The following is a 13,148-nucleotide window of genomic DNA, read 5'->3' as shown; positions in this document are numbered from 1 at the left end:
AGCCCGCTCCCACAACGATCTTGTGGGAGCGGGCTTGACCCGCGATGGCTATGGACCAGACGCCGATACTTCCTGGGCCAGGCCGAGAAAGGCAGCAGGCAACCGCGCCTGGCGGCGTTCCTTGAGGCAGTACAGGTACTCATGCATCACCGGCGCACCCTCCAGCGCCAGCACCTTCAGCTCCGGGTTATGCGGCACCTCGTGGCGGGCGATGATGCTGATGCCGATGTTGCGCAGCACCGCCTCGCGGATCGATTCGCGGCTGCCGATCTCCAGCAGCGAGCCCACCTTCACCCCCGCCTCGTCGAGCATCTGCTCGGTGAGCCGGCGCGTGGTCGAGCCCTGTTCGCGCATCAGCAGGCAGTGCCCGCCCAGCGCACTCAGCGGCACCGCCTCACGCGAGGCCAGGGGGTGGTTGCGATGCACTGCCACCACCAGCGGGTCGACGCCCAGCACCCGCCGCACCAGCCGCGCATCCTCCACCAGCTGTGACGAGGCGGCCATGTCCACGCGGTAATCCTCCAGCCACTCCAGCACCTGCTGCGAGTTGCCGATCTCCACCGACAGCTCCACCTGCGGCAGGCGCTCGCGGAAGATCTTCACCAGGTCGAGAATGTAGTACGGCGCGGTGGCCGCAATGCGCAGGCCGCCCTGCCCCTGGCCGCTGTTGCGCAGGAAGAACTCGATATCCGACTCCTGCTGCATCAGCGCCTTGACCATCGGCATCAGCCGCGTGCCGTCGTCGCTCAGGGTCAGGCGGCGACCGCCACGAAAGAACAGCTCGACCCCGTACTGGGCCTCCAGGTTGCGGATCTGCGTGGTCACCGTTGGCTGGCTGAGCCCGAGTTTCTTCGCCGCCAGGGTAATGCTGCCCAGGCGGGCCACCATGTAGAACGCCTTCAACTCGGAACTCAACATACCGCCTCTTACTTTCTGAGCAGGCGCAAGCCGTTGAATACCACCAGCAAGCTCACGCCCATGTCGGCGAACACCGCCATCCACAAGGTCGCCATGCCGGTGAAGGTGATCGCCAGGAAGATCGCCTTGATGCCCAGGGCCAGAACGATGTTCTGCACAAGGATCGCCGCGCTTTGCCGCGAGAGCCTGACGAACGCCGGGATTTTGCGCAAGTCGTCATCCATCAGTGCCACGTCTGCGGTTTCGATGGCGGTGTCGGTACCGGCCGCCGCCATGGCAAACCCGATCTCGGCCCGCGCCAGCGCCGGGGCATCGTTGATGCCGTCGCCGACCATGCCGACCCGATGGCCCTGGGCGTACAGGTCTTCGATGGCCTTGAGCTTATCGGCCGGCAGCAGGTTGCCGCGAGCCTCATCGATGCCCACCTGCGCGGCGATGGCCTCGGCGGTGTGCGGATTGTCGCCGGTGAGCATGACGGTCTTGATACCCAGTGCATGCAACTGCGCAATCGCCTCGCGGCTGCTTTCCTTGACCGTATCGGCCACGGCGAACAGCGCCAGCGGGCCGGAGGCGTCGAGCAGCAGCACCACGGTCTTGCCCTGGCGCTCCAGCTCATCGAGCTGGGCTTCCAGTTCGGGCGAGCACAGGCCCAGTTCCTCGACCAGGCGATGGTTGCCCAGGTGGTACAGCACGCCGTCGATCCTGCCGCCCACGCCACGGCCCATCAGGGCCTGAAACTCGCTGACCTCGGCCAGCGGCTGATCGGCGTATTGCTGTGCGATGGCCATCGACACCGGGTGATCGGAACGAGCGCCCAGGCTCGCGGCGATGTGCTGGGCGCGGCCTTCGAAGCGCGCATCGAGCACGCGGTAGTCGGTTTGCACCGGTTTGCCGTGGGTGATGGTGCCGGTCTTGTCCAGCGCCAGGAAGCTGAGCTTGCGCCCGCCCTCCAGGTACACGCCGCCCTTGATCAGGATGCCCTTGCGCGCTGCGGCGGCCAGGCCGCTGACGATGGTCACCGGGGTCGAGATCACCAGCGCGCACGGGCACGCCACCACCAGCAGCACCAGCGCACGGTAGATCCAGTCGAACCACAGGCCGCCGAAGAACAGCGGTGCCACCACGGCCACCGCCAGTGCCAGCACGAACACCACCGGGGTGTAGATGCGCGAGAACTGGTCGACGAAGCGCTGGGTCGGGGCGCGGGCGCCCTGGGCTTGCTCCACGGCCTTGATGATGCGGGCCAGGGTCGACTGGCCGGCGGCGGCGGTCACGCGGTACTCCAGCGCACCGGACTGGTTGATGGTGCCGGCGAACACCTTGTCGCCGGGGCCCTTCTCCACCGGCAGGCTTTCGCCGGTGATCGGCGCCTGGTCGATGCTGGACTGGCCTTGCAGCACTTCGCCGTCCAGGCCGATACGTTCGCCTGGGCGCACGCGCACGGTGGCGCCAAGGGCCACCTGGCGCACGTCGACCTCCTGCCATTGGCCGTCGGCCTGGCGCACGGTGGCCAGGTCCGGGGCCAGTTGCATCAGGCCGCCAATGGCGTTGCGTGCACGGTCCAGCGAGCGCGCCTCGATCAGTTCGGCCAGGGTGAACAGCACCATCACCATGGCCGCTTCCGGCCATTGGCCGATCAGCACGGCGCCGGTCACGGCGATGCTCATCAGTGCGTTGATGTTCAGGTTGCGGTTCTTCAGGGCAATCCAGCCCTTCTTGTAGGTGCCCAGGCCGCAGCCGAGGATGGCCGCCAGCGCCAGCAGGGCCACGGCCCATTCCGGGGCGGCATTGGTGAAGTGGACGATCTCGGCGGCGAGTGCGGCGACACCGGACAGCGCCAGCGGCCACCAGGCTTTCTTCGGCGCAGCCACTGCGTCGCTGCCGGCCTCGCCCGCATCGTCGAGCGGTTCGGCGTGCATGCCCAGCGAGGTGATCGCCTGCTCAATGCCGCGGGTGTCGGGGTGGGTATGCGTGACGCCGAGGATACGGTTGATCAGGTTGAACTCCAGCTGCTCGACGCCGTCGAGCTTGCCCAGCTTGTTCTGGATCAGGGTCTGCTCGGTCGGGCAGTCCATGGCCTCGATCCGGAAGCGGCTCAGCCGCGCATCGCTGCTGGTGGTTTCACGCAGCTGCACCAGGGCCGGTGTGGCGGCGCCGGAGCAGCAGCTGCCGTGGGCAGGCGCGGCAGGCGCGGGGCTGGCGTGGTCGTGGTCCGCGTGGTCGTGGGCATGATCGTGGCTATGTTCATGCTTGTGATCGTGCGCGTGGCCGACGTGGTCGGGGCTGACAGGCTGGTTCATGTGGTTCATCCCTAAAGGTCCTGTTGCCAAGTGAACACCCTGTAGCCACTATAGGGTCAAGCAACCAACCGAGGTATTTTGCAGATGAAGATCGGAGAGCTGGCCAGGGCCACCGACTGCCCGGTGGAAACCATTCGCTACTACGAGCGTGAAAGCCTCTTGCCAGAGCCTGCGCGCAGCGAGGGCAACTACCGGCTGTATACCCAGGCGCACGTGGAGCGGCTGACCTTCATCCGCAACTGCCGCACGTTGGACATGACCCTGGAAGAGATCCGCAGCCTGCTGCGCCTGCGCGACAGCCCGGAGGACCAGTGCGAAAGCGTGAATGCGCTGATCGACGAGCATATCCAGCACGTGAAGGCGCGCATCGACGGGTTGGTGGCGTTGCAGGGGCAGTTGCTGGAGTTGCGCCAGCATTGCCGGGCGCAGGAAACGCAGTGCTCGATCCTGCAGCATCTGGAGGTGAACGGTGCGGTGACAGCCCCGGAGGCGGAGCATTCGCATGTGGGGCGCAGTCATGGGCACTGACTGAGGGCCCTTTCGCCGGCAAGGCTGGCTCCTACAGGGGATCGCGGTGATCCTTGTAGGAGCCAGCCTTGCTGTCGAAGCGGTATGGCGCGCTTAGACCGCCATCGGCGCCGTCATCGGCGCATGGTGCTCGTAGCCTTCCAGGCTGAAGTCGCTCGGCTCGATCTTCTCCAGCCACTCAGGCTCGTACACACCCGTCTTGGCATACTCCGGCACACGATCGGAGATCACCAGCCTGGGCGCCGCCAGCGGCTCGCGCTTGAGCTGTTCGGTGAGCATGTCCAGGTGGTTCTCATACACGTGCGCATCACCGATGAAGTAGGTGAACCAGCGCGGCGTGTAGCCGGTCAGGCGGCCCACCAGCGACAGCAGCGCGGCGCCTTCGGTGAGGTTGAACGGTGTGCCCAGGCCCAGGTCGTTGGAGCGGATGTAGAGGGTCAGGGAAATCTCCTTGGTCTCCACGTTCGGGTGAAACTGATACAGCAGATGGCACGGCGGCAACGCCATCTCGTCCAACTGCGCACAGTTCCAGCCATGGAACAGGATGCGGCGGCTGCCCGGGTCGTTGTGGATGGTGTCGATGCACTGGCGAATCTGGTCGATGGCCTTGTACAGCACCACGAACGCCTCGCCCTCTTCTTCTGCCTCGGCAATCTTCACGAAGCCATTGCTCTGCGCCAGCTCGATGGCCGCCGGGTTGCTCAGCGGGATGCGCTTGTAGGCCGGCCACTGGCGCCATTGCACGCCGTAGATCTCGCCCAGGTCGTCATGCCCCTGGCGGAAGGGGTTGGCCAGCCACTGGGCGTTCTCGTTGGCGTTCTGGTCCCAGACCTTGCAGCCCAGTTCACGGAATTCGCCGGCGTTCTTCACGCCACGCAGAAAGCCCACCATTTCGCCGATCGCCGACTTGAACGCCAGACGGCGGGTGGTGATGGCCGGGAAACCCTTCTGCAGGTCGAAACGCAGCATGGCGCCCGGCAGGCTGATGGTGCGCACGCCGGTACGGTTGCCCTGCAGGGTGCCGTTCTCGATCACATCACGCACCAGCTCTAGATATTGCTTCATGTCTTACCTGTCTCGATACCGGCAGGGGCCAGGCCCCTGCCGGGAAAATTAAAGCGCGGCGCCCTTGGCACTCGGCGCGCGGCGGTAGGCCAGCCAGATCAGCGCGATACCGGCGACGATCATCGGCACGCACAGCACCTGACCCATGGTCAGCCAGCCGAAGGCCAGGTAACCCAGCTGCGCATCCGGCACCCGCACGAACTCGACGATGAAGCGGAAGATGCCGTAGAACAGCGCGAACATCCCGGAAACCGCCATGGTCGGGCGCGGTTTGCGCGAGTACAGCCACAGAATCAGGAATAGTGCCACACCTTCCAGGGCGAACTGGTACAGCTGCGACGGGTGACGCGGCAATTGCGCCGGGTCGCTGAACGGCGGGAACACCATGGCCCACGGCACGTCGGTGGCCTTGCCCCACAGCTCGGCGTTGATGAAGTTGCCAATGCGCCCGGCACCCAGGCCGATCGGCACCAGCGGCGCAACGAAGTCCATCAGCTCGAAGAACGACTTGTTGTTGCGCTTGCCGAACCACAGCGCCGCCAGCATCACGCCGATGAAGCCGCCATGGAACGACATGCCGCCCTTCCACACCTCGAAGATCAGCGTCGGGTTGGCCAGGTACGCGCTCAGGTCATAGAACAGCACGTAGCCCAGGCGCCCGCCGACGATCACGCCCATGGACAGCCAGAACACCAGGTCGGAGAGTTTCTCGCGGCTCCAGGTGGGGTCGAAGCGGTGCAGCCGGCGCGACGCCAGCAGCCACGCGCCGCCGATGCCGATCAGGTACATCAGGCCGTACCAGTGGATTTTCAGCGGCCCGATGGCCAGTGCCACGGGATCGATCTGCGGGTAAGGCAGCATGGTGACTCCTCTCGTTAAAGCAAAAAGCTCAGGCCTACACAGAACAGCAGTGCGGCGAACAGCCGCTTGAGCAGGCGTGGCGACAGTTTATGCGCCAGGCGCGCACCGAAACGGGCAAAGAACATGCTGGTCAGGGCAATCCCGAGCAGCGCCGGCAAATACACGAAGCCCAGGCTGTTGGGCGGCAGGTGCGCCTCGTCCCAGCCCAGCACGATGAAACTCAGGGCACTGGCCACCGCAATCGGAAAACCACAGGCCGAGGACGTGGCCACCGCCTGCTGCATGGGCAGGCTGCGCCAGGTCAGGAAGGGCACGGTGAGCGAGCCGCCGCCGATGCCGAAGATCGCCGAGGCCCAGCCCACCACGCCGCCGGCGGCGGTCAGGCCAAGCTTGCCGGGTACGCCGCGACTGGCCTTGGGCTTGAGGTCCAGGGCCATCTGCACGGCCACCAGCAGGGCGAACACGCCGATGATCTTCTGCAGGTGCGGGCCCTGGATCAGCGAGGCGGTCTTGGCCCCTACCCCGGCGCCGAGCAGGATGCCCACGGTCATCCACACGAAGATCGGCCACTGCACCGCGCCACGGCGGTGGTGCTCGAGGATGGCGTTGACCGAGGTGAAGACAATGGTCGCCAGCGACGTGCCGACTGCCAGGTGGGTCAGCACCGAGGCGTCGAAGCCCTGCAGGGTGAAGCTCAGCACCAGCACCGGCACGATGATGATGCCGCCGCCCACGCCGAACAGCCCGGCCAGTACACCTGCACAGGCGCCCAGCACCAGATAGATCACAAATTCCATTGTCGACCCCCAAAATCAGTTCGGCATGGTAACGGAAGGTGGGCCTGTGGCTCTAGTGAAGACACGTTTAGTCGATGGATAGCGAACGCCAGTGTGGGTAGAGTGGCTGAAAACACTGGGAGCGAACCTATGTGTCTGATTGCTTTTGCATGGCGCCCGGGGCATGCCCGGCCGCTGATCGTCGCGGCCAACCGTGACGAGTTCTATGCCCGCCCCAGCCAGGCGCTGGGGGCGTGGGAGGATGCGCCGGGGGTATATGCCGGACGTGACCTGGAAGCTGGCGGCAGCTGGCTGGGGGTCGGACCGGGCGGGCGCTTTGCGGCGCTGACCAATATTCGGGACCCGCAGCAGGCGCAGGGTGCGCGCTCGCGCGGCGAGCTGGTGGCGGGGTTTCTGCGCGGCGAGCTGGGGGTGGAGGCTTACCTGGACCATGTGGCCAGCCGCAGCAGCCAGTATTCGGGATTCAACCTGCTGGTAGGGGACGCCGGGCAGCTGGGGTACCTGAATGCGCAGGAGGCGGCGCCGGTGCTGCTGGGCGAGGGGGTGTACGGCTTGTCGAATGCCGGGCTGGATACGCCGTGGCCGAAACTGCTGAAGATGCGGGCTGCGCTCGAAGACCAGCTGCAGGACCCGCGACCACAGCGGCTGCTGGCGTTGCTGGGGGATGAGCAGCAGGCCGAAGAGGCCGAGCTGCCGCAGACCGGTGTGGGGCTGGCGACCGAGCGGTTGCTGTCGAGCGTGTTCATTGCCAGCCAGAACTACGGAACGCGGGCGAGTACGGTGTTGATTGTCGAGGCGGATGGAAGCAGGTTGATGGTGGAGCGCAGCTTCGGGCCGTTTGGGGGGCAGTTGGGCGAGGTCACCCTGCAGGTTTGACGCTTTCGCGGGTAAAGCCCGCTCCCACAGATACAGCACAAGCATCAAGACCGGTGAGATCCCTGTGGGAGCGGGCTTGACCCGCGAAGGGCCGCGAAGCGGCCCCGGCTTCACAGGGTCTTGGAAGCCCCAGGATTGATCATCCGCGACAACCCCAGGTTCTTCAGCGCCAGTTGCAGCGAGCTGTGGATAACCTGCGGGTTATCGATACCCATCGCCTGCTCCAGCAATTCCCTGGATTTGCTCATGCTGATCTGACGCAGCATCCATTTCACTTTCGGCAGGTTGGTGGCGTTCATCGACAGGCTGTCGAAGCCCATGGCCATCAGCAGCACCGCCGCTGCCGGGTCGCCAGCCATCTCGCCACAGATGCTCACCGGCTTGCCCTCGGCATGCGCCGCGGTCACCACGTGCTGCAAGGCCTGCAGCACCGCAGGGTGCAGGTAGTCATAGAGGTCGGCCACCCGCGGGTTGTTGCGGTCGACCGCCAGCAGGTACTGGGTCAGGTCGTTGGACCCCACCGACAGGAAGTCGACCATGCGCGCCAGCTCGCGGGTCTGGTAGACCGCCGCCGGAATCTCGATCATGACCCCCACAGGCGGCATCGGCACGTCGGTGCCTTCGTCGCGCACCTCGCCCCAGGCGCGGTGGATCAGGTGCAATGCCTCTTCCAGTTCGTGTATCCCGGAGATCATCGGCAGCAGGATGCGCAGGTTGTTCAGGCCTTCGCTGGCCTTGAGCATGGCGCGGGTCTGCACCAGGAAGATCTCCGGGTGGTCCAGCGTCACGCGGATACCGCGCCAACCCAGGAACGGGTTGTCCTCCTTGATCGGGAAGTACGACAGCGCCTTGTCACCCCCGATGTCCAGGCTGCGCATGGTCACCGGCAACGGGTGGAAGGCCGCCAGTTGCTCGCGATAGATCGCCAGCTGCTCCTTTTCGCTGGGGAAGCGCTGGTTGATCATGAACGGCACTTCGGTACGGTACAGCCCCACCCCTTCGGCGCCGCGCTGCTGCGCCCGCGCCACGTCGGCCAGCAGCCCGGTGTTGACCCACAGCGGCATGCGGTAGCCATCGAGCGTCTCGCACGGCAGTTCGCGCAGGGCGTCCAGGCCCTGGGCCAGCTGGCGCTCCTCCTCGACCACTTCGGTGTAGTGCTTGCGCAGCACTTCGCTGGGGTTGGTGTAGACGTCGCCCTTGTAGCCGTCGACGATCATCTGGATGCCGTCGACCTTCGAATACGGCAGATCGACCAGGCCCATCACCGTGGGGATGCCCATGGCACGCGCCAGGATCGCGACGTGGGAGTTGCCCGAGCCGAGAACCGACACCAGCCCCACCAGCTTGCCTTCGGGTACTTCGCCGAGCATGGCCGGGGTCAGCTCTTCGCTGATCAGGATGGTGTTGTCGGGGTACACCAGGGTCAGCTGGCGGGCTTCCTGCAGGTAGGCCAGCAGGCGCCGGCCCAGGTCTTTGACATCGGAGGCGCGCTCGCGCAGGTAGGCGTCGTCCATCAGCTCGAAGCGGTTGACGTGCTCGCCCACCACCTGGCGCAAGGCGCCCTGGGCCCACTGGCCGGTCTTGATGACCTCCACCACCTCGCCGCCCAGGGCGACGTCTTCGAGCATCATCAGGTACACGTCGAACAGCGCACGCTCTTCGGGGCGCAGCTGGGTGGCGAGCTTGGCCGAGAGGTTGCGCATGTCGCTGCGCACGCCTTCGAGGGCGTTGTTGAACAGTTTGAGTTCGGCGTCGATGTCGGTGACGGTCTTGTCCGGCACCACGTCCAGGTCGGCCGGCGGCAGCATCACCACCGCCGTACCCACCGCCGCCCCCGGCGAGCCCGGCACGCCGACGAACTTGGCTTCCTGGATACCCTTGCCCTGGCGCCCCAGGCCGCGAATCGAGCCGGTGGCCTCGGCATGGGCGATAACCCCGGCCAGCTGCGCACTCATGGTGACCAGGAAGGCTTCTTCGCCCTCGTCGAACTGGCGACGTTCCTTCTGCTGGATGACCAGCACGCCCACCACACGGCGGTGGTGGATGATGGGTGCACCGAGGAAGGAGGCAAAGCGCTCTTCGCCGGTTTCGGCAAAGTAGCGATAACGCGGGTGATCGGCGGCGTTTTCCAGGTTCAGCGGTTCTTCGCGGGTACCCACCAGGCCCACCAGGCCTTCGTTGGGGGCCATGCTGACCTTGCCGATGGAGCGCTTGTTCAGGCCCTCGGTGGCCATCAGCACGAAGCGGTTGCTCTCCGGGTCGAGCAGGTAGACGGAACACACCTGGCTGCCCATGGCTTCTTTGACGCGTAACACAATGATCCCCAACGCCGTCTTGAGATCCTTGGCGGAGTTAACTTCCTGGACGATCTTGCGCAGCGTATTGAGCATGGCTCGGGGTCGAACTCCGTCGTCAGTCGCGCGCCAGCAGGCGCGGGGCAAGCTCTTTGAGAGCGCGGCGGTAAACCTCGCGCTTGAATGTCACCACCTGGCCCAACGGATACCAATAGCTGACCCAGCGCCACCCATCGAATTCCGGTTTACCGGTCAAATCCATCCGCACCCGCTGCTCGTTGGACACCAGGCGCAGGAGGAACCATTTCTGTTTCTGGCCGATGCACAGCGGTTGGCTGTGGGTACGCACCAGGCGTTGGGGTAAACGATAACGCAACCAGCCACGGGTGCAGGCAAGAATTTCAACATCCTGCCGCTCCAGGCCCACTTCTTCATTCAGCTCGCGGTACAGGGCGTCTTCCGGCGTTTCCTCGGGGTTGATCCCGCCTTGTGGAAACTGCCAGGCATCCTGGTTGATCCGTCGAGCCCATAGCACCTGCCCGAGATCATTGGTCAGAATGATCCCGACATTGGGGCGAAAACCATCGGGGTCGATCACGGCAGCAACCTCGCAAACGCATGTCGCCGCATTGTTCCACAAAGCTTGCAACGCCAGCAACGCGCCGCTCCACCTTATGTGCATAGCAGATAAAAGTCCGTATTCTGTGGGCCTTTTCAGATGTTATGCGAGTGACTTCGATGCGCCTGGCTTTATTCGATCTGGACAACACGCTTCTGGGTGGCGACAGCGACCACGCCTGGGGCGATTACCTGTGCGAACGCGGGATTCTCGACCCCATCGCCTACAAGAACCGCAACGATGCGTTCTACCAGGACTACCTGGCCGGCAAGCTGGACCAGGGCGCCTACCTTGAATTCACCCTGGAGATCCTGGCCAGGACCGAAATGGCGCAACTCGACGAATGGCACCGCGACTTCATGCGCGACTGCGTCGAGCCGATCATCCTGCCCCAGGCCCTGGCGCTGCTGCAAAAGCACCGTGACGCGGGCGACAAGCTGGTGATCATCACCGCCACCAACCGCTTCATCACCGGCCCGATTGCCCAGCGCCTGGGCGTGGAGACCTTGCTGGCCACCGAATGCGAGATGGTCGACGGTCGCTACAGCGGGCGCAGCATCGACGTGCCGTGCTTCCGTGAAGGCAAGGTGACGCGCCTGAACCGCTGGCTCGAAGAGAATGGCTTGAACCTGGACGACAGCTACTTCTATAGCGACTCGATCAACGACCTGCCGCTGCTGGAGCAGGTGGCCAACCCGGTGGCGGTGAACCCGGACCCTACCCTGCGTGCCGAAGCCGAGAAACGCGGCTGGCCGGTGATCAGCCTGCGCGATTGAGGTGTGACCATTCGCCGGCAACGCCGGCTCCTACAGCGCAACGGGTGTAGGAGCCGGCCTGGCCGGCGAAGGCGTCAGACGGGTTTTGCACCCATCAGCCCGGCAATCGCGATGAAGCACACGGCGCAGAACACCGCCAGGCCCAGCGTCACCTTCGGGTTGCCTGCGCCCGGCGCCGTGCGCAGCCGGTTAAGGCGCACACTCAGCCAGAACCAGCAGAACGCCCCCACCGTATAGATCAGGCTGGAGCCCAGCACCCAGGTCTGCCCCAATGGCCAGCCGATCAGGTGCACCAGCCACCAGCCACTGAACGGCATGCTCACCAGGCATACGCCCATCAGCAACCATACGAACAGCAAAGGCCGCTGCAACAGGCGCGTGTGCGCAGTCACGTCACCCTTGCGTCGTGCCAGCCAGACCCACAGGGCCAGGCCCAGGGCACTGCCCAGCAGCACGACCGTGGCCAGCACGTGGGCGATTTTCAGGCTTGTCAGCAATTCCATGTCTTCTTATTCCTCAGGCGTTGCCCAACAGCGTAGCCGCTCAGCCCAGAAACAGGCGGTACGCCGGGTTGTCGGTTTCATCCCAGTACGGGTAGCCGATCTTGGCCAGTGCCGCCGGCACCAGGTGGCGCTCATCATCCGGCACCTGCAGCCCGGCCACCACGCGACCATCGGCCGCGCCATGGTTGCGGTAGTGGAACATCGAGATGTTCCAGCGCCCACCCAGCTTGTTGAGGAAGTTGAACAGCGCCCCCGGCCGCTCCGGGAACTCGAAGCGCAGCACCAGCTCGTCACTGACGCGCGCCGCGTGCCCGCCCACCATGTGGCGGATGTGCAGCTTGGCCAGCTCGTTGTCGGTCAGGTCCAGCACCGGAAAACCCTGCGCGGTCAGGCTGTGCAGCAGGGCACTGCGCGGGTCGGTGTCGGGGTGGGTCTGCACCCCGACAAAGATGTGCGCCTCGCCGTCGGCGTGGTAGCGGTAGTTGAACTCGGTGATCTGGCGCTTGCCGATGGCCTCGCAGAACGCCTTGAAGCTGCCCGGCTGTTCGGGGATGGTCACTGCGATGATCGCCTCGCGGCCCTCGCCCAGTTCGGCGCGCTCGGCCACATGGCGCAGGCGGTCGAAGTTCACGTTGGCACCGGAGTCGATGGCCACCAGGGTCTGCCCGGTCACACCTCGCAGCTCAACGTACTTCTTGATGCCGGCAACGCCCAGCGCGCCGGCAGGTTCGGTGATCGAGCGGGTATCGTCGTAGATGTCCTTGATGGCCGCGCAGATCTCGTCGGTGCTGACGGTGATCACCTCGTCCACATGATCCTTGCAGATGTCGAAGGTGTGCTGGCCGATCTGCGCCACCGCCACGCCATCGGCGAACAGGCCCACCTGCGGCAGCACCACGCGCTCGCCGGCGGCCATGGCGGCCTGCAGGCAGTTGGAGTCGTCCGGCTCGACACCGATCACCTTGATCTCGGGGCGCAGGTATTTGACGTAGGCGGCAATGCCGGCGATCAGGCCGCCGCCGCCCACCGGCACGAAGATCGCGTCCAGCGGCCCGGGGTGCTGGCGCAGGATCTCCATGGCCACGGTGCCCTGCCCGGCGATGGTGTGCGGGTCGTCATAGGGGTGGATATAGACGAAGCCCTTTTCGTCCACCAGCTTGAGCGAGTAGGCCAGCGCCTCGGGGAACGAATCGCCATGCAGCACCACCTTGGCGCCCCGCGAGCGCACGCCTTCGACCTTGATCTCGGGGGTGGTCTTGGGCATCACGATGGTGGCCTTGATCCCCAGTTCACGGGCGGCCAGCGCCAGGCCCTGGGCATGGTTGCCGGCCGAGGCGGTGACCACGCCCCGCGCCAGTTCCTCGGCGCTCAACTGCGCCAGCTTGTTGTAGGCGCCGCGGATCTTGAACGAGAACACCGGCTGCAGGTCTTCGCGCTTGAGCAGCACGTGGTTGCCCAGGCGCTTGCTGAGCTGGCCGGCCGGTTGCAGCGGGGTTTCGACGGCGACGTCATAGACGCGCGAGGTGAGGATCTTCTTGACGTACTGTTCGAGCATCGGGAACGCATCACTGGGCAGCTGGGCGGGGCCTCGGAGTCTACCGCAGCGCCCGG

General features: G+C 65.4%; 12 protein-coding genes. 3 read left to right on the top strand and 9 right to left on the bottom strand.

The features are described from left to right. Positions 1–48 precede the first annotated feature (48 nt). Together ACPRTJ_RS11640 and ACPRTJ_RS11635 are read right to left on the bottom strand one after the other, a co-directional pair. The gene (locus ACPRTJ_RS11640) at positions 49–918 is read right to left on the bottom strand and encodes a LysR family transcriptional regulator (RefSeq protein ID WP_043863456.1); all 870 of its coding nucleotides are present in this window, start codon (positions 916–918) and stop codon (positions 49–51) included. A gap of 8 nt (positions 919–926) precedes the next feature. Next, on the bottom strand, positions 927–3,218 hold the full coding sequence (locus ACPRTJ_RS11635) for a heavy metal translocating P-type ATPase (RefSeq protein ID WP_426428880.1): 2,292 nt from the start codon (positions 3,216–3,218) through the stop codon (positions 927–929). Positions 3,219–3,302: 84 nt separating this feature from the next. Between ACPRTJ_RS11635 and cadR the strand changes: the two genes are divergently transcribed. Continuing rightward, entirely contained in the window at positions 3,303–3,746 is a 444-nt protein-coding gene (gene cadR / locus ACPRTJ_RS11630) for a Cd(II)/Pb(II)-responsive transcriptional regulator (RefSeq protein WP_043863455.1), read from the top strand. Between the two features lie 93 nt (positions 3,747–3,839). Here cadR and ACPRTJ_RS11625 read toward each other — a convergent pair whose 3' ends face one another. The 3 genes from ACPRTJ_RS11625 to ACPRTJ_RS11615 are packed head-to-tail and all read right to left on the bottom strand — an operon-like array spanning position 3,840 to position 6,469. Next, entirely contained in the window at positions 3,840–4,811 is a 972-nt protein-coding gene (locus tag ACPRTJ_RS11625; RefSeq protein WP_088514635.1) for a thymidylate synthase, read from the bottom strand. A gap of 48 nt (positions 4,812–4,859) precedes the next feature. Further along, positions 4,860–5,672, bottom strand: a complete 813-nt coding sequence (gene lgt / locus ACPRTJ_RS11620; protein WP_088514634.1) for a prolipoprotein diacylglyceryl transferase — start codon at positions 5,670–5,672, stop codon at positions 4,860–4,862. 14 nt (positions 5,673–5,686) lie between these two features. Then, positions 5,687–6,469 (bottom strand): sulfite exporter TauE/SafE family protein, encoded by a 783-nt coding sequence (locus ACPRTJ_RS11615; RefSeq protein WP_043863452.1) that lies wholly within the window; start codon positions 6,467–6,469, stop codon positions 5,687–5,689. 129 nt (positions 6,470–6,598) lie between these two features. On the opposite strand from ACPRTJ_RS11615, the gene ACPRTJ_RS11610 reads away from it, so the two are divergent. Beyond that, positions 6,599–7,345, top strand: coding sequence for an NRDE family protein (locus ACPRTJ_RS11610; RefSeq protein ID WP_054915521.1), 747 nt, complete (start codon positions 6,599–6,601; stop codon positions 7,343–7,345). A gap of 110 nt (positions 7,346–7,455) precedes the next feature. Here ACPRTJ_RS11610 and ptsP read toward each other — a convergent pair whose 3' ends face one another. Together ptsP and ACPRTJ_RS11600 are read right to left on the bottom strand one after the other, a co-directional pair. Continuing rightward, positions 7,456–9,735, bottom strand: a complete 2,280-nt coding sequence (ptsP, locus tag ACPRTJ_RS11605; protein WP_043863450.1) for a phosphoenolpyruvate--protein phosphotransferase — start codon at positions 9,733–9,735, stop codon at positions 7,456–7,458. A 22-nt stretch (positions 9,736–9,757) separates the two neighbouring features. Then, positions 9,758–10,237, bottom strand: a complete 480-nt coding sequence (locus ACPRTJ_RS11600) for an RNA pyrophosphohydrolase (protein ID WP_043863449.1) — start codon at positions 10,235–10,237, stop codon at positions 9,758–9,760. 140 nt (positions 10,238–10,377) lie between these two features. On the opposite strand from ACPRTJ_RS11600, the gene ACPRTJ_RS11595 reads away from it, so the two are divergent. Next, on the top strand, positions 10,378–11,034 hold the full coding sequence (locus tag ACPRTJ_RS11595) for an HAD family hydrolase (RefSeq protein WP_043863448.1): 657 nt from the start codon (positions 10,378–10,380) through the stop codon (positions 11,032–11,034). 74 nt (positions 11,035–11,108) lie between these two features. Here the strand turns inward: ACPRTJ_RS11595 and ACPRTJ_RS11590 are convergent, their stop codons facing one another. Together ACPRTJ_RS11590 and ilvA are read right to left on the bottom strand one after the other, a co-directional pair. After that, positions 11,109–11,537: a DUF2269 family protein gene (locus tag ACPRTJ_RS11590; RefSeq protein WP_043863447.1), complete on the bottom strand. Its 429-nt coding sequence runs from the start codon at positions 11,535–11,537 to the stop codon at positions 11,109–11,111. A gap of 40 nt (positions 11,538–11,577) precedes the next feature. Beyond that, a complete protein-coding gene (gene ilvA, locus ACPRTJ_RS11585; RefSeq protein WP_054915520.1) occupies positions 11,578–13,092 on the bottom strand; it encodes a threonine ammonia-lyase, biosynthetic in 1,515 nt (504 codons plus the stop codon). Positions 13,093–13,148: the final 56 nt, after the last annotated feature.

It is taken from the genome of Pseudomonas palmensis, assembly GCF_049942755.1.
GTDB classification, from domain to species: domain Bacteria; phylum Pseudomonadota; class Gammaproteobacteria; order Pseudomonadales; family Pseudomonadaceae; genus Aquipseudomonas; species Aquipseudomonas palmensis.
Note: the sequence above shows the minus strand (reverse complement) of the source record. Positions and strands in the feature narration are given on the sequence as shown.

Excerpts from the sequence above, each read along its gene's own strand:
- ACPRTJ_RS11640 (WP_043863456.1), bottom strand. The coding sequence starts at position 918 with ATGTTGAGTTCCGAGTTGAAGGCGTTCTACATGGTGGCCCGCCTGGGC.
- ACPRTJ_RS11635 (WP_426428880.1), bottom strand. The coding sequence starts at position 3,218 with ATGAACCAGCCTGTCAGCCCCGACCACGTCGGCCACGCGCACGATCAC.
- cadR (WP_043863455.1), top strand. The coding sequence starts at position 3,303 with ATGAAGATCGGAGAGCTGGCCAGGGCCACCGACTGCCCGGTGGAAACC.
- ACPRTJ_RS11625 (WP_088514635.1), bottom strand. The coding sequence starts at position 4,811 with ATGAAGCAATATCTAGAGCTGGTGCGTGATGTGATCGAGAACGGCACC.
- lgt (WP_088514634.1), bottom strand. The coding sequence starts at position 5,672 with ATGCTGCCTTACCCGCAGATCGATCCCGTGGCACTGGCCATCGGGCCG.
- ACPRTJ_RS11615 (WP_043863452.1), bottom strand. The coding sequence starts at position 6,469 with ATGGAATTTGTGATCTATCTGGTGCTGGGCGCCTGTGCAGGTGTACTG.
- ACPRTJ_RS11610 (WP_054915521.1), top strand. The coding sequence starts at position 6,599 with ATGTGTCTGATTGCTTTTGCATGGCGCCCGGGGCATGCCCGGCCGCTG.
- ptsP (WP_043863450.1), bottom strand. The coding sequence starts at position 9,735 with ATGCTCAATACGCTGCGCAAGATCGTCCAGGAAGTTAACTCCGCCAAG.
- ACPRTJ_RS11595 (WP_043863448.1), top strand. The coding sequence starts at position 10,378 with ATGCGCCTGGCTTTATTCGATCTGGACAACACGCTTCTGGGTGGCGAC.
- ACPRTJ_RS11590 (WP_043863447.1), bottom strand. The coding sequence starts at position 11,537 with ATGGAATTGCTGACAAGCCTGAAAATCGCCCACGTGCTGGCCACGGTC.
- ilvA (WP_054915520.1), bottom strand. The coding sequence starts at position 13,092 with ATGCTCGAACAGTACGTCAAGAAGATCCTCACCTCGCGCGTCTATGAC.